The following is a 20081-nucleotide window of genomic DNA, read 5'->3' as shown; positions in this document are numbered from 1 at the left end:
GCTCCGGTCGTCTCAGCCAAGAAGCACGGGAGGCGCACGATGATCTTGCCGGACGATCTGAGAATCTGGCTGAAAGCCCTTCCTGATACGCGAAAGCCGAATGTAGAAAGCCCCGCTTAGGCGGGGCTTTCTTTGCACTGACGGCTGGAGGATGTGGTAAAAATCCGGCAACCTAGAATCATGACGTTTGAATAAGTGAAACAATCCACGCAGCTTATCTGATCCCGTCACGGATCATGTATCCGGCGCCGCGGATCGTGTGCAGCAGCGGGCGCTCGAAACCCTTGTCGATCTTGGAGCGGAGCCGCGAAATGTGCACGTCGATCACGTTGGTCTGCGGATCGAAATGATAATCCCAGACGTTCTCGAGCAGCATGGTGCGCGTCACCACCTGGCCGGCGTGTTTCATCAGATATTCGAGCAGGCGGAACTCGCGCGGCTGGAGCGTCAGCTCGTCCTTGCCGCGGGCGACGCGATGCGACAGCCGGTCGAGCTCGAGGTCGCCGACGCGGTAGAGCGTGTCCTCGGCCGGGCCGCCGCGGCGGCGCGACAGCACTTCGACACGGGCCAGGAGTTCGGCGAAAGAATAGGGCTTCGGCAGATAATCGTCGCCGCCGGCACGCAGGCCCTTGATGCGGTCGTCGACCTGCCCGAGCGCGGAGAGAATCAGCACCGGCGTCGTGTTGCCCTTGTCGCGCAGTGCGCCGATCAGCGACAGGCCGTCGCGCTTGGGCAGCATGCGATCGACCACAAGCACGTCGTAATCGCCGCTTTCGGCCATGGCGAGGCCTTCCTCGCCGTCAGCGGCGTGGTCGGCAATGTGTCCGACTTCGCGAAACGCCTTGGCGAGGTAGTCGGCGGATTCGCGGTCGTCTTCGATGATGAGGAGGCGCATCGTGCGTTCGGCGGCGGTCAAGGAGGTCAACCTTCTCTAAACATGGCGCGAGCGGCAACGGCATGCAAGCCGGGCGGGAGAGTCTCGAAGCAGGAAAAAGGCGGGCGGTGAAGCTGGGGGGACCTCACCGCCCTAGGCCTTCCGACGGAGGGGGGCGTAATTCCACCGGAAGGTAGACAGGGGAAGCCAGCGTTGCGCTGCTTCCCCGAAGGGCACGGGCGGCGGGGGCGACTGATGCCGGCGATACCCTTCATCTCGTAGGCCTCCTGAAAGCCTCAGCCCTTGGCGAGGGGCACCGCGACGAAGCGCGACTGGCCGCCGCTCTTCACGCGCATCAGGACGCTGTTCTTGTTGTCGGTCCGCGCTGCGTTGATGGCATCACGGACTTCGCCCGCGGTGGCCACGCTCTTGCCGCCGACTTCGAGGATCACGTCGCCTTCCTTGAAGCCGCGTTCGGCCGCGGCGCTCTTCGGATCGACCTCGGTGACCACGACGCCTTCCTTGCCGGCGCCGGCCACCGAATTGGCGGGGGCCACGGTCATGCCGAGCTTGGGCACGTCGGTGCCACGATTGGCACCCTTGCCGCTGTCCTTGTCGGAGTCGGCCTTGGCCTCGACCGTGTTCGGCAGCTGGCCGAGGGTGAGGTTCACGACCTTGTCCTGACCCTTGTGGAGCACGTTGAGCTTCACGGTCGCGCCGGGCGCCATGCCGCCGATGGTGCGGGCGAGCTCACGGGCGTCCTTGACGGATTCACCGTTGACCGCCGTGATCACGTCGCCGGACTCGATGCCCGCCTTGGCGGCCGGACCGTTGGCCTGCGGTTCCGCCACCAGCGCGCCTTCGGCCTTCTTCATGCCGAGGCTGTCGGCGATGTCGGAGGTCACGGGCTGGATCTGTACGCCGATCCAGCCGCGGCTGACCGAGCCCTTGTCCTTCAGCTGCGCGACCACGCTCTTGACGGTGTTGGCCGGAATCGAGAACGCGATGCCGACGCTGCCGCCGGACGGCGAATAGATCGCGGTGTTGACGCCCATCACCTCGCCGTTGGTATCGAAGGCCGGACCGCCGGAATTGCCCTTGTTCACGGGCGCGTCGATCTGGATGAAATCGTCATACGGACCGTTGCCGATATCGCGGCCGCTGGCCGAAACGATGCCCGCGGTCACGGTGCCACCGAGGCCGAAGGGATTGCCGACCGCAAGTACCCAGTCGCCGATCCGCGGCTTGCTGTCCGCGAGCTTGGCGAACGGGAAGTTCGACCCGCCCTCGACCTTGATCAAGGCGAGGTCGGTGCGCTGGTCGGTGCCGATCACCTTGGCGGTGTAGGTCTTGCCGTCATCGGTGGTGACCTCGACCTTGTCGGCGCCGTCGACCACGTGGTTGTTGGTCACGGCATAGCCGTCGGCCGAGATGAAGAAGCCGGAACCCTGGCCCTGCACGACGCGGCCACGACCACCCTTCATGCCCGGGAAACCGTCCGGACCGCCGAAGCGGCGGAAGAAGCGCTCCATCGGCGAACCCGGCTGGAACGGCGAGGTGGAATCATCTCCGTCATCGTTGCTCGCGATCTTCTCCTTGATGTTGACCTTCACCGAGATCACCGACGGCTTCACCCGCTCGACGATATCGGCAAAGCCGACCGGACGCTCGACCTGGCGAACCTCGTTGTTGACCTGCGCATGCGCCGGGCTCGAGAACAGGTCCGCCGGCGAGGTCGAAGGGCTGAAGCCGTAGACAGCCGCGCCGAGGCCGGCGACGACCGAGGCCATCAGCGCGAGCTTGCGCGCAGAGAACACCGACCGGCGCGGCTGCCGGTACGACGGAAGGTTCGAAAGGTCGGGACGTTCGGTCATGCAGAAATCTCCAGGGCCTTGAATTCCTTTGGTGCGGGATGCCGGCACCTTACGAACCTGAACATGGGGGCTCGCGCCTTACCGTGCGCTGGCGGCGGGGTTAAACTTTCGTAATGAAGGGGGGCGTGGATGCGGCAGTTCGGCGCACGCCGAAAATCGTGGTCTTACAGGAACTTAACCGAATTTCTGGAACTGCGCCTGAGCGCGATATTTGGCGCTCTCAACTCGCCCTGACGCTGACGATGAACTCGTCGACTTCGCGCTTCAGGGTCTCGGCCTGCTGCGACAGGTCAACCGCCGAATCACGCGCATCGGCGGCCATCCGGCCGGTCTCCGCGGAGGTCGAGGTGATCTGGACGATATGGTTGGAGACGTCGAGGGTGCCGCGCGCAGCATCCTGGGCACTGCGCGTGATCTCCTGCGTCGCGTTGCGCTGCTGGGCGGTGTCGACCTCGATCCCGGACATGATGGACGAAATCTCCGACAGCGTCTTGGAGATGCCGTCGATCGCGCCGCGGGTCTCTGCGGTGATGCCCTGGATGCTGGCGACATGGGAGGTGATCTCCTCCGTCGCCTTGCTGGTCTGATGGGCGAGATTCTTCACCTCGGATGCGACTACGGCAAACCCCTTGCCGGCCTCCCCTGCCCGCGCCGCCTCGATGGTGGCATTGAGCGCCAGGAGATTGGTCTGCGATGCGATCGCTTGCACGAGCTGGACGACCTCGCCGATCTTGTCGGCGGCATCCGACAGCGTGTGGATGGTATCGCGGCTCTTCTCCGCCTGCGACGCCGCGCCCTCGGCGCGCTGGGTCGCGTCCGTGACGCGGCGGCTGATCGTGCCGATCGAGTTCGTCATCTCCTCGGCAGAGCCCGCGACCGTCTGCACGCTGGTGCTGGCCTGATTCGCGGCGCTCGCGACCGCATTGGCTTTGGTGCTGGTGTCGTTGGCCGTCCGCGACAGCGTCTCGGCATTGGTCTTCAGATGGACGGCCGATGACGCCACACTGTCGACAACGCTGGCGACGAGATCGTTGAAACGCCTGATCCGATCGTCCAGGAATTTCGATCGCTCGGCCTGATGCCGTGCTTCGTGTAGCTGCTGCTCGGAGAGGCGGCGCCGCTCGAGGCCGTTGGTCTTGAACACCTCCAGCGCCCCGGCGAGCAGGCCGATCTCGTTGGCGAGTCCGAGCCCGGGAACGGCGGTCTCGAATTTCTGGTCGGCCACCTCGCGCATGGCATGCACGATCGCCGCCAAGGGGGTGAGGATGCCGTTGCGCACGGCGAACCAGGTGGTGAGGCAGATCGCGGCGGCGAGGACAGCGATCACGCCGCAGGCGACCAGGAACCAGGAGAACGCGGTCTGCGCCTGCTGGTAGATCTGCATGGCATGGTCGCGCACGGGGCCGCTCAGCGAGGCGAAGTCCGAGGACAGGCTGGTGATCTCGTTGTTGAGATAGAGCACCGCGATGAAGCCGGTGCCGCCGCCGATGCCCAGCAGGAACAATAACGCAGCGACGACGGCACCGACCAGGAAGCGGATCGTCAGATTGCTGTTCGCGAACATCGGGAGGACTCGGAGGCTGGAATCGATCTCGCGACAAGCTTCCAGACAAAGGTCAAAATAGCATGAAGCGCGCGGCAGCGGCCGCAGCCTCCGTTCCATTTTGTGGTCGGACGTCAGGAAGATTTGGCATCGTCCGACATCAACGCGGCGAGCCGCGCCTCCTCCTCGGGCGTGAGCGGCGGCGCCGGTACGTCTGCACCGCTTCGCGCGCGGCGCCGGATCTGCAGCCACAGCGCCAGGGCTCCGCCGATCAGCAGCACCGGCCCGAGCAGCCACAGCAGGAGATTCTGCCGTTCGAAGCGCGGTTTCAGCAGCACGAACTCGCCGTAGCGCGCCACCAGGAAGTCGAGCACCTGGGAATTGCTGTCGCCGGCGGCGATGCGCTCGCGCACCAGGAGCCGCAGGTCGCGTGCCAGCGGGGCGTCGGAATCGTCGATCGACTGGTTCTGACAGACCATGCAACGCAACTCGCGCGACAGCTCCCGCGCGCGCGATTCCTTGGCGGGGTCCGACATGATCTCGTCGGGCTGGACGGCGTGGGCCGCAGGCAACGCCAGCAGCATCAACGCGACGAACGCGGCCATCATGCGGCGCATAGGATCATTCCGCGGGCTGGAGGCGCTGCTTGGCTCGCGCCGGCTTCGGCGCGCCGACGCGCAGACGACGGTCGGAGAGCGAGAGTACGCCGCCGAACGCCATCAGCACCGGCCCCCACCAGATCAGCAGCACCATCGGCTTGTAATAGATGCGCACGGCGATAGCGCCTTCGGCGGTGGCGTCGCCGAGCGAGACGTAGAGCTGGCTCGCACCGCGCGTCAGCAGCGCGGCCTCGGTCGTCGACGAGCCGCGCGTGGTGAAGCTGCGCTTCGACGGCGTCATGACCGTGAGCGCCTCGCCATCGCGGCTGATCTTGAACTCGGCGATCATCTCGCGGTAGTTCGGGCCCTGGCGTTGAAACAGCCCGTCGAGCTTCAGGTCGTAGCCGGCGACATGAGCGACGTCGTTCGGCTTCATCGTCGCAATGTATTCGCTGTTCCAGGTGGTCTCGCAGACGATCCCGATCAGCGCGACGCCGAGGCCGGCATGCGCAAACGCCGTGCCCCAGGCCGATCGCGGCAGGCCGCGCGCCCGGTGCAGCACCGTCGCGAGCGGCAGCCGGACCAGGCCCGTCCGCTCGACGATGTCGGTCACGGCGCCGGCAATGACGAAGACGCCGAGCCCGATCGCGAGCGGCGCCAGCGTGCTGCCGCTAGTTGCCCAGCCCCAGACGATGGCGACCACGACGAGCCCGGCGACGCCCGCCGCGAGCAGGCGCTGCATGACGCCGAGCAGATCGCCGCGCTTCCACGCCAGCATCGGCCCGAACGGCACCGCGAGCAGCAACAGGGCAAACAGCGGGGCGAAGGTGAGGTTGTAGAAGGGGGCGCCGACCGACATCTTGAAATCGGCGAGCATCTCCATCGCCAGCGGATAGAGCGTGCCGAACAGCACGACCGCGCAGGCCACCGTGAGCAAGAGATTGTTCAGCACCAGCGCGCCCTCGCGCGAAATCGGCGCGAACAGGCCGCCCTGCTTCAACGAGGTGGCGCGGCCCGCGAACAGCGCAAGGCTGCCGCCGATGAACAGGCAGAGGATCAGCAGAATGAACACGCCGCGGGTGGGATCGGTGGCGAAGGCATGCACGGAGGTGATGACGCCCGAGCGCACCAGGAAGGTGCCGAGCAGCGACAGCGAGAAGGTCAGGATCGACAACAGGATGGTCCAGACCTTCAGCGCATTGCGCTTCTCCATCACCAGCGCGGAATGCAGCAGCGCGGTGCCGGCGAGCCACGGCATCAGCGAGGCGTTCTCGACCGGATCCCAGAACCACCAGCCGCCCCAGCCGAGCTCGTAATAGGCCCAGTACGAGCCCATGGCGATGCCGAGCGTCAGGAATATCCAGGCGACCAGCGTCCAGGGCCGCACCCAGCGCGCCCAGGCGGCGTCGATCCGTCCCTCCATCAGCGCCGCAATGGCGAATGAGAACGAGATCGAGAAGCCGACATAGCCGAGATAGAGCATCGGCGGATGCACGGCGAGACCGATGTCCTGCAGCACCGGATTGAGATCGCGTCCCTCGATCGGCGGATTGGCGATGCGCAGGAACGGATTCGATGTCACCAGGATGAAGAGATAGAAGGCGCTGGCGATCCAGGCCTGCACGGCCAGCACATGCGCGCGCAGCGACAGCGGCAGGTTGTTGCCGAAGCTCGCAACCAATCCGCCGAACAACGCGAGGATCGACACCCACAGCAGCATCGAGCCTTCATGGTTCCCCCACACGCCCGTGATCTTGTAGAGCAGCGGCTTTGTCGAATGCGAGTTCTCGTACACGTTGGCGACGGAGAAATCCGAATTCACGTGCAGCATCACGAGCGCTGCGAACGACACACCGACGAACAGGAGCTGCGCCAGCGCCGTGGAGCGCGCCACATTCATCAGGGCGGCATCGCGCAGGCGCGCGCCGATCAGGGGCACGATGGACTGAATCAACGCGAGCCCAAGCGCCAGCACCAGCGCGTAATGTCCGGATTCTGCGATCACCGCATCGCTCCTTGCGGATTGCCCTGTGCGGTCGTGGCCGCAGGCTTGGTGCCCTCGGACGCCTTGCCGCCGTAATCGTCCTTCCAGTGCCCCTGCTTCTTCAGGGCATCGGCGACCTCCTTGGGCATGTAGGTCTCGTCATGCTTGGCGAGGACGGTATCGGCCTTGAACACGCCATTCGAGTCGAGCGAACCTTCGGCGACCACGCCCTGCCCTTCGCGGAACAGGTCGGGCAGGATGCCCTTGTAGGCGACCGGCAGCTTGGCACTGCCGTCGGCGACCTCGAAGGTCACCGCGAGATTATCGCCGCGCTGGAGCGAGCCGGGCTGCACCAGGCCGCCGAGGCGAAACCGCTTGCCGGGCTCGATATGCTTCTCGGCGACCATCGTGGGGGTCGAGAAGAACACGATGGAATCGCGCAGCGCGTTGAGCACCAGCGCGGCCGCGAGCGCGAGCACGGCGAGCGATCCGCCGATGATGGTCATACGTCGCTGCTTGCGCGTCATGGCGTATCCGTTCTCCGCTTGCCTCGCCCCGACATCATCAACCGTCGAGCCCGAGAGTTTTGAGGCCATCGTTGAGCTGGCGCAGCCGCTCGGCATTGCCGGCAACCGCCTGCCGGGCATCGGCCGAAGCGCCCATTGCCTTGTCCCGCTCGCCCATCACGAGATAGGCGCGTACCAGGCGCAGCCAACCCTCGACATCGTCACCGTTCTGCTTCAGCCGCGTGGCCAGACGATCGACCATGCCGCGCACCATCGCGTTGCGATCACCCTCGGCCATGTCCTTGGAGGCAGCAATCGTCTCATCGGACAGCGCCGGCATCGTGCCGCCACCGACCCGCGCCAGCGAGGACTGCACCAGGGCACGCCACGGCGCATCCGCAGGCGCCTTCGCAAGCAGCGCGCGCCAGATATTGGCCGCATCATCCTTGCGGCCGTCCTGCTCGGCGGCAAGACCCAGGAAGTAGTTCGCCTTGGGATCGTCGGCGTTCAAGGCATGTGCTCGCTCGAATTCGGCCTTGGCCTCGGCGGTCACCACGCCGCCGGCGGCAGCCGAGATCGCTTCGCCGAGATCGGACCGGCGCTCCGCGCTCTCGCCATTGTAGGTGAGCGAGTTGCGATAGGCGCGCACCGCATCGTCGAAGCGGCCGAGCCGCTCCAGAACCGGCGCGAGCACGCTCCAGCCACGCCCGTCGGTCGGATTCTTCTCCAGATGTTGCTCGACCTGAACGACGAGGTTCTCGAGCGATTGCGCCATGCCCGACCCGCGCTCCCGCTGCGCCAGGGGAAAGTCCTGAAGCTTGGGTGAGCCGAGCGGCATGTAGACGGCGACCGCAACGAGCGGCAGGCCGGCGAGCGCCAGCACGGCCGCCGCACGGCGCCATTTGAGGTTCGACCTCGGCGCCATTGCGGGCTCGCTGGCTGCCGCCGCAAGCAGCCTGCGGCTGATCTCGACGCGCGCAGCCTCGGCCTCCGGCGCCGGAATCAGTCCTGCGGCGAGGTCACGCTCGACCTCGGCCAACTGGTCCTTGTAGACCGCGACCTCGCTGCCCTGATCTTGCGCAGCGCTACTGCGGCCAAGCGGCCAGAGCACGGCGAAAATCGCCGCGACCGTCATCAGCGCGAACACGAACCATAGAGTCATCTGGCAAGCTTCCGGCAGCGCACGAACCGCGCCTATAGGTGCCTTTACACCACGGCCGGACAATGCGGCAATTGACAATTGTCAAAGCGCTGCACTGCGTACAGTCCCGAAGAGTTGAAAATCCAACGGCTTAGCCGATCTCGAAGTCCGCGCTTCGCGCCGCGTCCTCGCCGTGCCCGTTGAAGGCCCTCAGAAAGTATGTTCCCGGCTTGATTGCATCCGGCAATCTGATGCGCAACGCTCCGACCGGAACCCGAGATGCAACCCTCGTGGTCGTCTCCGGCAGTTGCCGATCGCTTGCCTTCTCGACCAGCACCACCTTGGCGCCAACCATCAGCCTTTGATACTTGGCAACGATGACGCGGTTCTCAATCTCGATCGAGCTGATAACGGGTTTCATGCGCCTACAGATAGAAATTCCCCGAACTTGCTCGGGGACCGTACGGTGCGCCAGCGGCATGGTCAACCAGAAATTGCGACAGTGAAATTTGCGCTTGATCAGCCCGCACGCGACGATTTGCGTTCGCCAGTGAGTGCGTTCTCCGCGGCCCGGCTCATCAGCGAGGCGTAATCGTCGCCGAACAGCACCTGGCAAAAGCGGATCGCGGCCTGCACCTGCTGCTGTCGATAGGTGCGGACCTTGTGATCGGCGGCACGCAGCGACTGCACCAGCTGCTCGGTCGAGCGTTCCACGTATTGCTGGAGGTCGGAATAGGTGCGCAGCGTCACCTCGTTGATCGCGAGCTCGCTCGCATAGTTGCGGCAGGTCGCGACGAAGTCGATCAGCGCCACCGCTTCCTCCACCTCTGTGCTGTCGACCCTCGCGCCCGGCGGAATGTCCTTCTCGGGGCGCTGGCGCAGGATGCGGCGAACGCGGCCTGGAACGCTGTCGATCTCGGACTGCAGCGCATTGGAAATGTCGGCGCGGATCGACGTCAACTGCTTGCCCCAAGCGGAATCGTTGCGCAGGTCGAGCTCGGTGCGCAGGCCGCGCACGCCGTCGTGCAGCGTCTTGAGATTGTCGGCGACGTTGTCGAAATGGCCGCGCTTGATGTCCATGCGAAGGATCGCGGCCACGCAGGACAAATCATGCAGCGCGATCGTGACGGCAACGCCATAAGGGGTTGCCGCGACCCGTATCTCGTCGTCGGACGCGGCAATCTTGATGGCGAGGCGGATGATCTGCCAGGGGGCGGTCATCCGCTGCACGACCATCGAGAGCGCGAAGGGCAGCATCGGCGGCGTCTGAAGCGCGGGAATGTTGAGCGCCGACGTCACCGAGGCGATCTGGGGATCGCCGAAGGCGCGCAGGAAGCGCGGCAGCCGCTCGTTCACGGTGGCGATGGCCTCGCGGACCTGGAGTATCGCACCAACGGAATAGAGATCCTCGATCACGTTCGGCGGGCCGACGCGGGCCAAAGCGCGCGACTTGTCGCCTCCGCCAGGTCCCGTCAGCTCGAAGATCGCATCCGCGGCCACCGCCTGGAGCCTCAAGGCCAGGGCTTCGACCTGCCCTGCATTGTCGGCCGGCAGGCGCGACAGCAGCGCCTCGAATTCGTTCACCTTGTCCGGTGCGCCGTCACGGCCGAGCCACTGCCAGATCGGCTGGAGCGAGGAGCGGCGAATCTGGCCAACCCGGATCGGCGTGCCCGCCTCGACCAGGAACGGTTCCAGCACCTGGAACAGCAACCGCGACAGATCGTCCGTGCGTGGCGGCGCGGCTTCATCGGCTTCGGACTTGCGGACGATGTTGCGCAGCTGCTCGAGCACCAGGGTCGCGACAGCCGTATCCTGGCCGCGCTCCAGCGCGCGCTCGAACTCTCGCATCAGCAGGGCCTGCGCCTGCGGCGGGAGCTGCGCGAGATATTCCCTCAGCCGCTCGATCGATGTCTGGCTCATGCGCCCGGGTAATGCACGGTAAAATGGCGGACATGGGATGCGTCCGGGCGCGATCATAGGACGCCCCACTTAAGAAGCCGTTTAGGAAGTGGGTCCGAATGCCCGCGGTTTTCACCAGAGGGGGATCAACGAAGACGAAAAACAACGTCGAAACAAGGAACTAGAGTCCCGGAAGGACCAATTCGGCACGCAGGCCGCCGGTCGGCGCAGCGCCGAGCGAAAGGCTGCCGCCATAGAGCGCGGCGAGATCGACCACGATGGAGAGGCCCAGTCCCGATCCGGGCTTGGACTCGTCGAGCCGCTGGCCGCGCCTGGAGACCTGCGCGCGTTCCGCTTCCGACAGGCCCCGGCCGTCGTCATCGACAATGATCCGCAGGCGCGGACCCGCACCCGCCTGGTGCGGCGCCTCGACCAGCACCTCGATCAAAACGCGCGAGGCCGCCCATTTGCAGGCATTGTCGACGAGATTGCCGACCATCTCTTCCAGATCCTGCCGCTCGCCGCGAAATTTTGCCGACGGATCGGTCCTGGCCTCGACGACGATGCCACGATCGCGATGGATCTTCTCCATGGTCCGCCGCAGCGCCTCGATGGCAGGCGCCACCTCCGTCACGGTCGCAACCACCGAGACCCGCGCCGCGATGCGCGCACGCTCGAGATGATGGGCGACCTGGTCGCGCATCAGGTCCGCCTGCTCCATCACCTTGGCCGCGAATGGATCGGCCAGGTGGGCGCCGGCCTCGTTGACGATGACCGAGAGCGGCGTCTTGATCGCGTGGGCGAGATTGCCGACATGGGTGCGCGCGCGCTCGACGATCTCGCGATTGGCATCGATCAGCGCGTTGGTCTCGCGCGCCAGCGGCGCGATCTCGACCGGGAATTCACCCTCGAGCCGTTCCGCCCGGCCGGAGCGGATGTCGGCGATCGACTCCGAGATGCGCTTGAGCGGTGCGAGACCGAAGCGGACCTGGAACACGGTCGTCAGCAGCAGCACGATGCCGAGCGCGGTGAAAGTGCCGCCGAGATAGTAGTCGAAGCTTCGCGTCTCGTCGAATATCTCGGTGTCGTCCCCGGCGACGCTGACGAGATATTTGCCGTCGGCGCCGAGATCGACCGGCCGTTCCACCATGCGCAGATTCTGCCCTTCCGGCCCGTCGACATAGGCGAGCCTGATGCCGGCGGCAGTGAGCTCGGCGCCCTCGTCTTCCAGCTTCGGCAGCTTCTTGTCCCAGAGCGAGCGCGAGGAGCGCACCTCCGGCTTTTCGGTGTCGGTGCGCGTGATCTGCCAATACCAGCCTGACAACGGCAGCTCGAACAGGGGCTCGCCCAGCGACTGGAACTGGCGGTCCGGAGGCTCGTCGGGGGTCGCGACCTCGGCGATGAGGGTGCGCAGATAAAGATTGAGCCGGCGGTCGAAGGCGCGCTCGGTGGCGTTCTTGTAGACCGACGACAGCACCACGCCCGTGATGGCCAGGATCACCACGAGCCAGGCGGTCGCCGACAGGAACAGTCGGTTCGCAAGTGAGCTAGCGGCCATCGGAACGGTCCGGGCAGAGGCTGGAAGTCAGGTCGTCGGAGGTCATGGTCCGACCAAGGCCCGTGTCAGGGCGGCCGTCAAGCCCGGACCGCTCGGCCTCAAGCCCCCGGCGCTGGCGGCGGGGTCAGGAGATAGCCTAGGCCGCGGACGGTCTGGATGATGTCGACGTCGAGCTTCTTGCGGATGCGGCCGACGAAGACCTCGATGGTGTTGGAGTCGCGGTCGAAATCCTGGTCGTAGAGATGCTCGACCAGCTCGGTGCGCGAGACCACCCGCCCGGAATGGTGCATCAGATAGGCCAGAAGCCGATATTCGTGCGAGGTCATCTTGACGGGATTGCCTGACACGCTGACCCGGCCGGTCCGGGTGTCGAGCGTGACGGGACCACAGCTGAGTTCGCTCTGGGCGTGGCCGGTCGAACGACGCAGCAGGGCGCGGATGCGCGCCAGCACCTCCTCGAGGTGGAACGGCTTGGCGACATAGTCGTCAGCGCCGGCATCGAAGCCCTGCACCTTGTCGCTCCAGCGGTCGCGTGCGGTGAGGATCAGGACCGGCATGGTGCGGCCGTTGCGGCGCCAGGCCTCCAGCACCGAGATGCCGTCCTTCTTCGGCAGGCCGATGTCGAGCACCACGGCGTCATAGGGCTCATTGTCGCCCAGATAATGCCCCTCCTCCCCGTCGAAGGCCCGATCGACGACGTAGCCGGCGTCGGTCAGCGCCTTGGTGAGCTGGCGATTGAGATCGGGGTCGTCCTCAACAACGAGCAGGCGCACGCTTCTCTCCAAAGGCTGCAAGAACAGGCTGCATGAACACTGCCAGAGATGAGCAATTCCGGCGTGAACTGAGTATGAACGCAGGGAACCGGCCTACGTTACTTTTTGGTCATATAGAGCCTGTCGCAAGCCAATGCGACTGCGCCCGCCATGCCGCGGGACGAGCCGGGGCATGGCGGGCGCAATGTGCCGCGTCGCGCGGCGAGCCGGCGTCCGGATCCGGCGGTCAGGTCCGGAAGAAGACGAACCAGACGACGGCGAGGATCAGGATCGCAAGCCCGGTCGAGATGGCGAGCAGCGCCGCCACCGAAGGCCCGGGCTCGCCCTGGCGCGCCTCGGTCGGAGTTTCCACGATGCGGTTCTGCTCTCGCGTGGTTGCCATGGTGACCTCAATCTGTGGCTGTCGCTTGCGATGACCGCGACTTCCTCGCGGTTATGAAGTGCCCGGGGCAACGCGTGATCTCGGGCGATGTTCCGGACCGTGGGCCCGTCCGGCAATACGGCGCAGGCGGCGATTAACGCCGTTGCAAGATTCCGCGCCGGCGGTTGCTATGATTCGCACCTTGGCGATGTTATCCTTGGCGCTTGTCCTCTGTTGCGTCTGGAGTAGCCCATGGCCCCCCGCGCCAATTGGAAGGGTTTTCTGCGTCTGTCGCTCGTGACCTGCCCGGTCGCGCTCTATCCGGCCACCTCGGATACCGAGAAGGTCTCGTTCAACCAGATCAACCGCAAGACCGGCCACCGGATCAAATACCTCAAGGTCGACGCCGAGACCGGCGACGAGGTGACCTCCGAGGACATCGTCAAGGGCTACAAGGTCGACACCGACACCTATATCGAGGTCACCAAGGACGAGCTGGACGAGATCGCGCTCGACTCCACCCACACGATCGAGATCGACGAGTTCGTGCCCAAGGCCGACATCGACAACCGCTATCTGATCCGCCCCTACTACCTCGTACCGGACGGCAAGGTCGGCCACGATGCCTACGCGGTGATCCGCGAGACCATCCGCAGCATGGACAAGGTCGCGATCGGCCGCGTGGTGCTGACCAACCGCGAGCATATCATTGCGCTGGAGCCGCTCGACAGCGGGCTGATGGGCACGCTGCTGCGCTACCCCTACGAGGTCCGCAGCGAAAAGGAATATTTCGACGACATCCAGGACGTGAAGCTCACCAAGGACATGCTCGATCTCGCAAAACACATCGTCGAGAAGAAGTCCGGCGCGTTCGAGCCCGAGCTGTTCGAGGACCATTACGAGACCGCCCTGATCGATCTCATCAACAAGAAGCGCAGCGGCATGCCGATCACCGCGAAGGCCGCACCGAAGACCGGCGGCAATGTCATCAATCTGATGGACGCGCTGAAGAAGAGCATCGCGAACGAGAAGGACGCTGCTCCCGCGGCGAAGGTCGCCAAGGAGACCGCCAAGGGCAAGAGGCCGAAGAAGCGCGTCAAGGGCCAGCGCGAGATGCTGCTGCCGATATCAGGCAAGGGTGGCAAGGAAGCTGCGGCGAAGGCTGCGACCACGCCGAAGAAGGCGGCCGACAAGCCGGTGCGGACATCGGCGCGGGCGAAGAAGGCCGGCTAGCAGCATCACGCCCCGCGAATCGCGCCGTGATGTCTCTCCCCGCCGATCGGCCGGCCTGACATGCCCTGGTCGACGGCGTTCGACGATCCCGTTCGCGTGGGCAACAAGCGCAAGCTGCTGACGCTTCAGGATGCGGCGGACTACATCATGCAGCTGCCCGATGACGCCCAGCACGAGGCGCATTGGCAGACCGCCATCGAGACCTTGATCAATGCCGCCGAGACGGGCGGCGGCTGGGTGATGTTCGCCCGCATCGCCATGCTGCGGGCGCTGAATGCGGACGGCCGGAGCGGATGAGGCGCGATGGAGATGTCCCTGCCGGTCCGTTGACGAACAGGCTCAACAATCGGTTAAGCGGCTGCACGATCACGCCTTGACGGGCACCGGGCCGGTGCAACCCCTGGGCTGCCGATTTGAAACCATTTGGACGGATCGACGGAACCTTAATTTAATGAATGCCGTCGTATGAGCGGGGTCGCGATCGCGCGGGCCCAATTCTTCCGGCGCGCACAAAGACATATTCGATCGATTTACGAGTCCGATTAGGACGCGACCATGCATTGGATCGGATGAACAGGAGCTGGCAATGCGTCTGCTGAGGTCTTTCCTTGCCGATGAGAATGGCGCAACCGCCATCGAGTATTGCCTGATCGCCGCCGGCATCGCTCTGGCAATCGTGACCGTCGTGAACAACACGGGCGGCGCGCTGCTCAACAACAAGTTCAACTCGATCAGCTCGGCGATGAAGTAACGGCTGGCCCTGGCCTGCGTAACGGCGCGCCACGCCCCTCGCCCCATGTCTCCCCCGACCCGCGGGCCATGATCTGGGTCAACAGCGCCGGAACGGCGACGCTTAAGCATGGAGGCCCAACTCCCTGCTGCCGGCCTGTCCATGCATCCAGACCTTCCGCACTCCCAACTGAAGATCCGCCGCGTCCGCCTCGATACCGGCCGCGAAAACGTCGTCGTCGTCTCCCGGCACTCGAAGGCGCTGCGCGCGGAGATCTTCCGCGGCTTCAGCCGCGTCGAGCTTCGTCGGGGCGACAAGGTTCTGCTGGCGACGCTGCTGATCACGGATGACGATACGCTGGCGGCTTCGGACGAGATCGGCCTCTCCGAACCTGCGTTCCGGCGCTTTGCGGAAGCCGTCGGCACGCCGGTCACGGTCAGGCCTGCCTCGCCTCCGGAGAGCCTGGAAGCGGTGCGCGCGAAGATCCGCGGACGGACCTTGAGCCAGGCCGAGATCGGCGCGATCATCAGGGACCTCGCGCATTACCGCTACTCCGACATGGAGATCGCCGCCTTCCTGATCGGTTCGGCGAGCTTCATCACCAGCGACGAGCTTCTCGCCCTCACAGGGGCAATGGCGCAGGCCGGCACGCAATTGGTCTGGCCGAACCCGGTCGTCGTCGACAAGCACTGCATCGGGGGCATCCCCGGCAATCGCACATCGATGGTCGTGGTGCCGATCGTCGCCGCCCATGGCCTGCCGATCCCGAAGACCTCCTCGCGCGCCATTACCTCGCCCGCCGGCACCGCCGACACGATGGAGGTGCTGGCGCGGGTGAATATCGGCGTCGAGGAGATGAAGGCGATCGTCTCTTCCTGCAACGGCTGCCTGATCTGGGGCGGGCACGTGAACCTGTCGCCGGCCGACGACGTCCTGATCTCGGTCGAGCGCCCCCTGAGCCTCGATACCCGCGAGCAGATGGTCGCCTCCATCATGTCCAAGAAGATCGCGGCAGGCTCGACCCATCTGCTGATCGACATTCCGGTCGGGCCGACCGCGAAGGTCAGCGGCGGAGTCGAGGCCATGCGGCTGCGCAAGCTGTTCGAATTCGTCGGCGACCGTTTCGGCCGCTCGGTCGAGGTGATCACGACCGACGGAAGCCAGCCGATCGGCAACGGCATCGGCCCCGTGCTCGAAGCCAACGACGTCATGGCGGTGCTCGGCAACGAGCCGGGCGCGCCGCGCGATCTGCGCGAGAAATCGCTCCGGCTCGCCGCCCATCTCCTGGAATACGACCCGAAGCTGCGCGGCGGCGCGGGCTATGCCCGGGCGCGCGAACTACTCGACAGCGGCGCGGCGCTGAAGCAGATGCAGAAGATCATCGACGCACAGGGTCCGTCGACATGCAGCAACGAGCTGGGACCGCTCAGCTTCGACGTCAAGGCGATGCATGACGGCATCGTGTCCGCCATCGACTGCCTGCGCCTGAACCGCCTCGCCCGCACCGCCGGCGCGCCGCTCGACAAGGGCGCCGGCATCCGCCTGTTCAAGAAGATCGGCGATCGCGTCGAGCAGGGCGAGCCACTCTATCGCGTCTACACTTTCGACCATCCCGAGCATGATCTGGTCGCCGATGCCGCCGCCGAAGAGACCGGTTACCTCGTCAATGGTCACGAAGCCCTGCAGGGCACGACGGCGCCGTGAGCACGATCGCGCTCCAGACATTGCCGTGCGGCGCCGATGCGGCGAAGCGGCTCGCGGCGCGGCTTGGGCTTACCTGCGGCGAGATCGCCGTGCACCGCTTTCCGGACGGAGAACTGCGCGTTGCAGTCGCGCCGGCGAGCGACACCACGATCCTCTATGCCCCGCTCGATCAACCCAACGACAAGCTGATCACCCTGCTCTTCGCTGCGGAGGCCCTGCGACGTGGCGGCGCGAAGCGGCTTGTCCTGGTCGCGCCCTATCTCTGTTACATGCGGCAGGACGCGGCATTTCATGCGGGCGAGGCCATCAGCCAGCGCGCCATGGGCAATCTGCTTGCAACGACCGTGGACCGCGTCGTCACCGTCGATGCGCATTTGCACCGCACTCCCGACATCAGGTCGGTGTTTCCTGGTATCGAAGCCGAGAACCTGTCCGCCATGCCTGCGATCGCGAAGGCGCTGGCGGCTGGCGGCATCGATCCTGCGACCGTCGTGATCGGGCCCGACATGGAGTCCGAGCCCTGGGTGAACGATGTCGCGAGCCGATTACGATTGCAGCACACTGTGGCGCGCAAGACGCGGCACGGCGATCGTTCCGTCGCCGTCAGCTTTGCCGATCCTGCCCTGATCGCGGGACGACCGGCGCTCATGGTGGATGACATCGTCTCCTCCGGGACGACGTTGACGGCCGCAGCGAAGGCGCTGAGAGCAATGGGGGCGACGGTCGTCGATGCGGTCGTGACGCACGCGCTGTTTCCACCCGCAATGATCGCCGCATTCACAGAGGCCGGCATACGGTCGATCCGTTCGACCGACAGCGTGCCGCATCCGACCAATGCGATCTCGCTCGACGAGATTCTCGCGGCCGCCTTGCGGTCCGAACTGGCCGCGACACATCTTCCGGAGACGACGACATGAGCATCACCGTTCGATTTTGCGGCGCCGCCCGCACCGTGACCGGGTCGAGCTATCTGTTCCAGACCGCGACGGGCCGCTTCCTGGTCGATTACGGGCTGTTCCAGGGCCAGAAGACGTTGAAGGAGCTCAACTACGGCGCCTTTCCGTTTCGCCCCGCCGATATCGATGCCGTGCTGCTCACGCATGCTCACATCGACCACAGCGGATTGCTGCCGAAACTCGTGCGCGCGGGATTCGAGGGGCCGATCCTGGCGACGCGCGGCACGATCGATCTCTGCTCCTACATGCTGCCCGACGCCGGCAGCATCCAGGAATCGGAAGTCACCCAGCTCAACCGGCGCAACGCCTCGCGCGGGCGCAAGGAGGTGCAGCCGATCTACACGCAGGCCGATGCGATCGCATCGCTGCAATCGTTTCGCCCCGTCGACTATGAACGCTGGACCGACGTGATCCCGGGCGTCCGCGCGCGCTACTGGAACGCGGGACATTTGCTCGGCTCCGCCTCGATCGAGCTCGAAATCGCCGAGCAAGGTTCGCCGCGTCCGCTGCGCGTGCTGCTCTCCGGCGACGTCGGGCCGGAGGCCAAGCTGCTCCAGCCTGATCCCGAAGCGCCGACCGATTTCGATTACGTCATCTCGGAATCGACCTATGGCGACCGGTTGCGCGAGGCCACGACACCCGCACTCCGCCGCAAGCACCTCGCCGCCGAGGTGCGCGACGCCGCGGCGGCCGGCGGCGCGCTGCTGATTCCCGCCTTTGCGGTCGAGCGCACCCAGGAGCTGATCGTCGATCTCGTCGACCTGATGGAGCATGGCGGGATTCCGACCGCACCGATCTTCCTCGACTCGCCGCTCGCGATCCGCGCGACCGAAGTGTTCCGCCGGCATTCCGAGAGCCTCGACCCATCCGTCGACGCCACCCGCCTGCTCAACTCGCCGCATCTCAAATTCACCGAAACCGTGGACGAGAGCAAGGCGATCATGCGCCTGTCCGGATTCCACATCATCATCGCCGCGAGCGGCATGTGCGACGCCGGCCGCATCCGCCATCACCTGAAGCGCTGGCTCTGGAACCAGCGCGCGACCGTGCTTCTCGCCGGCTTCCAGGCCAATGGCACGCTCGGCCGCTTCCTCCAGAACGGGACCAAGGCCGTGCGGATCCAGGGCGAGGAGATCAAGGTCGCGGCCCGCATCCGCATGATCGACGAATATTCGGGCCATGCCGACGGGGCCGGCATGGCCAGCTGGATCGCGGCGCGACGCCCGATCGCCCGCGGGCTGTTCCTGGTCCACGGCGAGGAAGGCGCGATTGCAGGGCTCGCCGAGCGCGTGGCCGAACGCATCATTCCCGCGGCCAGGGTCTACCAGCCGATCCTGGACGATATCTATGAGCTCGCCGCCCCCGAACCGCGCGTGCTCGACGTGGATCATCGCCGGCGGCTCGCGCCGGAGGCCGTGACCCGTCTCGACTGGCACAACGAGATGTCCGAGCTCGTGCTCGACATCAACGATCGTGTCGCAGCCGCCGCCGACGACCGCGCCCGCGGCGTCATCATCCGAAGGCTGCGCCGCGCGCTGGAGGGGATGGCGTAGTGGGCGATCGTCCGTCGCCTTCGGCATCAGCGTCACTCCAACTTCAGTCGTTGCGGGGAGCGGCGATAGCTCGCCAAGCGCATCGATCAATTCCGTCATCCTGAGGCGCGAGCGATGGGGCGCGGAGCGTCCCATCGGGAGCCTCGAAGGATGCGCGGCCGAGATGCAGCCGCGCGCGGCGCCAGCGGGGCCGTCGCCCTTCGAGGCTCGCCGAAGAGGCGAGCGCCTCTGGGTGACGGAGATGGAATTGCGGGCGCTGCTCGAAATCGTCATTGCGAGGAGCCCCTGCGACGAAGATTCCATGGGGTAGTGGATAGCGAGCAGGTCTGAGGCCAGACTGAGGTTGCATCCATTCAACCTGGAGACAATCGATGTTGCTCGATCATCCTTCCGACGGACCGGCCGCTATCCGAACGCAGATTGGCGCAATTTTTGTGTCATTGGAACTGAGCCGTTCGACATGGCTGGTGACCTCGCTGTCGCCGGGCAAGGGCGAGAAGATGTCCAAACATAGCGTCAAGGCGGGCGATCTTGCGGTACTGCTGAAGCTGCTCGCGGAGCTGAGGGGCAAGGCGCAGGCGCGAACGGGCGAGAGCTATCCGATCATCACGATCCAGGAGGCGGGACTGGATGGGTTCTGGCTTCACCGAGCGCTGCAACAGGAAGGTATCGAGAGCCACGTGGTCGATCCAGCCTCGATTGCGACGCCGCGTCGGCGCCGGCGAGCCAAGACGGACAGACTGGACGGCGAGACGCTGTTGCGGACGCTTCTGGCCTACAAGCGCGGCGAGGT

At 65.6% G+C, this 20081-nt stretch carries 18 protein-coding genes and 1 pseudogene; 7 read left to right on the top strand and 12 right to left on the bottom strand.

Going from position 1 to position 20081, the window contains the following annotated elements:
* Positions 1-214: 214 nt before the first annotated feature.
* The 12 genes from EDE08_RS16845 to EDE08_RS38470 all read right to left on the bottom strand — a co-directional run bounded on the left by EDE08_RS16845 (position 215) and on the right by EDE08_RS38470 (position 13133).
* Positions 215-895, bottom strand: a complete 681-nt coding sequence (locus tag EDE08_RS16845) for a response regulator transcription factor (protein ID WP_035676010.1) — start codon at positions 893-895, stop codon at positions 215-217.
* A gap of 275 nt (positions 896-1170) precedes the next feature.
* Positions 1171-2748, bottom strand: a complete 1578-nt coding sequence (locus EDE08_RS16840) for a Do family serine endopeptidase (RefSeq protein WP_131870226.1) — start codon at positions 2746-2748, stop codon at positions 1171-1173.
* A gap of 220 nt (positions 2749-2968) precedes the next feature.
* Entirely contained in the window at positions 2969-4312 is a 1344-nt protein-coding gene (locus tag EDE08_RS16835; protein ID WP_131870227.1) for a methyl-accepting chemotaxis protein, read from the bottom strand.
* A gap of 113 nt (positions 4313-4425) precedes the next feature.
* Complete coding sequence (locus EDE08_RS16830) at positions 4426-4908, bottom strand: cytochrome c-type biogenesis protein (protein WP_131870228.1); 483 nt, start codon at positions 4906-4908, stop codon at positions 4426-4428.
* A gap of 4 nt (positions 4909-4912) precedes the next feature.
* The gene (locus EDE08_RS16825; RefSeq protein ID WP_131870229.1) at positions 4913-6895 is read right to left on the bottom strand and encodes a heme lyase CcmF/NrfE family subunit; all 1983 of its coding nucleotides are present in this window, start codon (positions 6893-6895) and stop codon (positions 4913-4915) included.
* Positions 6892-7401 (bottom strand): cytochrome c maturation protein CcmE, encoded by a 510-nt coding sequence (gene ccmE / locus EDE08_RS16820; RefSeq protein ID WP_131870230.1) that lies wholly within the window; start codon positions 7399-7401, stop codon positions 6892-6894. Before ccmE ends, EDE08_RS16825 begins: the two co-directional genes overlap by 4 nt.
* A gap of 37 nt (positions 7402-7438) precedes the next feature.
* The gene (gene ccmI / locus EDE08_RS16815) at positions 7439-8542 is read right to left on the bottom strand and encodes a c-type cytochrome biogenesis protein CcmI (RefSeq protein ID WP_131870231.1); all 1104 of its coding nucleotides are present in this window, start codon (positions 8540-8542) and stop codon (positions 7439-7441) included.
* A 130-nt stretch (positions 8543-8672) separates the two neighbouring features.
* A complete protein-coding gene (locus EDE08_RS16810; RefSeq protein ID WP_028177861.1) occupies positions 8673-8942 on the bottom strand; it encodes a hypothetical protein in 270 nt (89 codons plus the stop codon).
* Positions 8943-9040: 98 nt separating this feature from the next.
* Positions 9041-10441: a hypothetical protein gene (locus EDE08_RS16805; RefSeq protein WP_165935981.1), complete on the bottom strand. Its 1401-nt coding sequence runs from the start codon at positions 10439-10441 to the stop codon at positions 9041-9043.
* A gap of 160 nt (positions 10442-10601) precedes the next feature.
* Positions 10602-11978 carry an ATP-binding protein gene (locus tag EDE08_RS16800; protein ID WP_131870233.1) on the bottom strand — a complete coding sequence of 459 codons (1377 nt, stop codon included), beginning with the start codon at positions 11976-11978 and terminating at the stop codon, positions 10602-10604.
* A 98-nt stretch (positions 11979-12076) separates the two neighbouring features.
* Positions 12077-12751: a response regulator transcription factor gene (locus tag EDE08_RS16795; protein WP_011085905.1), complete on the bottom strand. Its 675-nt coding sequence runs from the start codon at positions 12749-12751 to the stop codon at positions 12077-12079.
* A 226-nt stretch (positions 12752-12977) separates the two neighbouring features.
* Entirely contained in the window at positions 12978-13133 is a 156-nt protein-coding gene (locus EDE08_RS38470) for a hypothetical protein (protein WP_162832009.1), read from the bottom strand.
* Positions 13134-13364: 231 nt separating this feature from the next.
* Between EDE08_RS38470 and ku the strand changes: the two genes are divergently transcribed.
* From ku to EDE08_RS39120, 7 genes and pseudogenes are all read left to right on the top strand, one after another.
* Entirely contained in the window at positions 13365-14345 is a 981-nt protein-coding gene (gene ku / locus EDE08_RS16790; protein ID WP_131870234.1) for a non-homologous end joining protein Ku, read from the top strand.
* A gap of 60 nt (positions 14346-14405) precedes the next feature.
* Positions 14406-14642 (top strand): hypothetical protein, encoded by a 237-nt coding sequence (locus EDE08_RS16785; RefSeq protein ID WP_061877979.1) that lies wholly within the window; start codon positions 14406-14408, stop codon positions 14640-14642.
* Positions 14643-14931: 289 nt separating this feature from the next.
* Complete coding sequence (locus tag EDE08_RS16780; RefSeq protein WP_028177856.1) at positions 14932-15096, top strand: Flp family type IVb pilin; 165 nt, start codon at positions 14932-14934, stop codon at positions 15094-15096.
* Between the two features lie 141 nt (positions 15097-15237).
* Positions 15238-16779, top strand: coding sequence for a thymidine phosphorylase family protein (locus EDE08_RS16775; protein ID WP_131870264.1), 1542 nt, complete (start codon positions 15238-15240; stop codon positions 16777-16779).
* Positions 16776-17696 carry a ribose-phosphate pyrophosphokinase gene (locus EDE08_RS16770; RefSeq protein WP_131870235.1) on the top strand — a complete coding sequence of 307 codons (921 nt, stop codon included), beginning with the start codon at positions 16776-16778 and terminating at the stop codon, positions 17694-17696. Before EDE08_RS16775 ends, EDE08_RS16770 begins: the two co-directional genes overlap by 4 nt.
* The gene (locus EDE08_RS16765) at positions 17693-19288 is read left to right on the top strand and encodes an MBL fold metallo-hydrolase (RefSeq protein WP_131870236.1); all 1596 of its coding nucleotides are present in this window, start codon (positions 17693-17695) and stop codon (positions 19286-19288) included. The genes EDE08_RS16770 and EDE08_RS16765 overlap by 4 nt, the downstream gene beginning before the upstream one ends.
* 371 nt (positions 19289-19659) lie before the next feature.
* Positions 19660-20081, top strand: a pseudogene (locus EDE08_RS39120) (IS110 family transposase); the annotation flags it as partial.

Source organism: Bradyrhizobium sp. R2.2-H (assembly GCF_004346455.1).
In the GTDB taxonomy this organism is placed as follows: domain Bacteria; phylum Pseudomonadota; class Alphaproteobacteria; order Rhizobiales; family Xanthobacteraceae; genus Bradyrhizobium; species Bradyrhizobium diversitatis.
The sequence above is the reverse complement of the archived record's forward strand: the minus strand, read 5'-3'. Positions and strand labels throughout refer to the sequence as shown.

What these genes read in the sequence shown, in the direction of transcription:
- EDE08_RS16845 (WP_035676010.1), bottom strand. Translation starts at nt 895, where the DNA reads ATGCGCCTCCTCATCATCGAAGACGACCGCGAATCCGCCGACTACCTC.
- EDE08_RS16840 (WP_131870226.1), bottom strand. Translation starts at nt 2,748, where the DNA reads ATGACCGAACGTCCCGACCTTTCGAACCTTCCGTCGTACCGGCAGCCG.
- EDE08_RS16835 (WP_131870227.1), bottom strand. Translation starts at nt 4,312, where the DNA reads ATGTTCGCGAACAGCAATCTGACGATCCGCTTCCTGGTCGGTGCCGTC.
- EDE08_RS16830 (WP_131870228.1), bottom strand. Translation starts at nt 4,908, where the DNA reads ATGCGCCGCATGATGGCCGCGTTCGTCGCGTTGATGCTGCTGGCGTTG.
- ccmE (WP_131870230.1), bottom strand. Translation starts at nt 7,401, where the DNA reads ATGACGCGCAAGCAGCGACGTATGACCATCATCGGCGGATCGCTCGCC.
- ccmI (WP_131870231.1), bottom strand. Translation starts at nt 8,542, where the DNA reads ATGACTCTATGGTTCGTGTTCGCGCTGATGACGGTCGCGGCGATTTTC.
- EDE08_RS16810 (WP_028177861.1), bottom strand. Translation starts at nt 8,942, where the DNA reads ATGAAACCCGTTATCAGCTCGATCGAGATTGAGAACCGCGTCATCGTT.
- EDE08_RS16805 (WP_165935981.1), bottom strand. Translation starts at nt 10,441, where the DNA reads ATGAGCCAGACATCGATCGAGCGGCTGAGGGAATATCTCGCGCAGCTC.
- EDE08_RS16800 (WP_131870233.1), bottom strand. Translation starts at nt 11,978, where the DNA reads ATGGCCGCTAGCTCACTTGCGAACCGACTGTTCCTGTCGGCGACCGCC.
- EDE08_RS38470 (WP_162832009.1), bottom strand. Translation starts at nt 13,133, where the DNA reads ATGGCAACCACGCGAGAGCAGAACCGCATCGTGGAAACTCCGACCGAG.
- ku (WP_131870234.1), top strand. Translation starts at nt 13,365, where the DNA reads ATGGCCCCCCGCGCCAATTGGAAGGGTTTTCTGCGTCTGTCGCTCGTG.
- EDE08_RS16785 (WP_061877979.1), top strand. Translation starts at nt 14,406, where the DNA reads ATGCCCTGGTCGACGGCGTTCGACGATCCCGTTCGCGTGGGCAACAAG.
- EDE08_RS16780 (WP_028177856.1), top strand. Translation starts at nt 14,932, where the DNA reads ATGCGTCTGCTGAGGTCTTTCCTTGCCGATGAGAATGGCGCAACCGCC.
- EDE08_RS16775 (WP_131870264.1), top strand. Translation starts at nt 15,238, where the DNA reads ATGCATCCAGACCTTCCGCACTCCCAACTGAAGATCCGCCGCGTCCGC.
- EDE08_RS16765 (WP_131870236.1), top strand. Translation starts at nt 17,693, where the DNA reads ATGAGCATCACCGTTCGATTTTGCGGCGCCGCCCGCACCGTGACCGGG.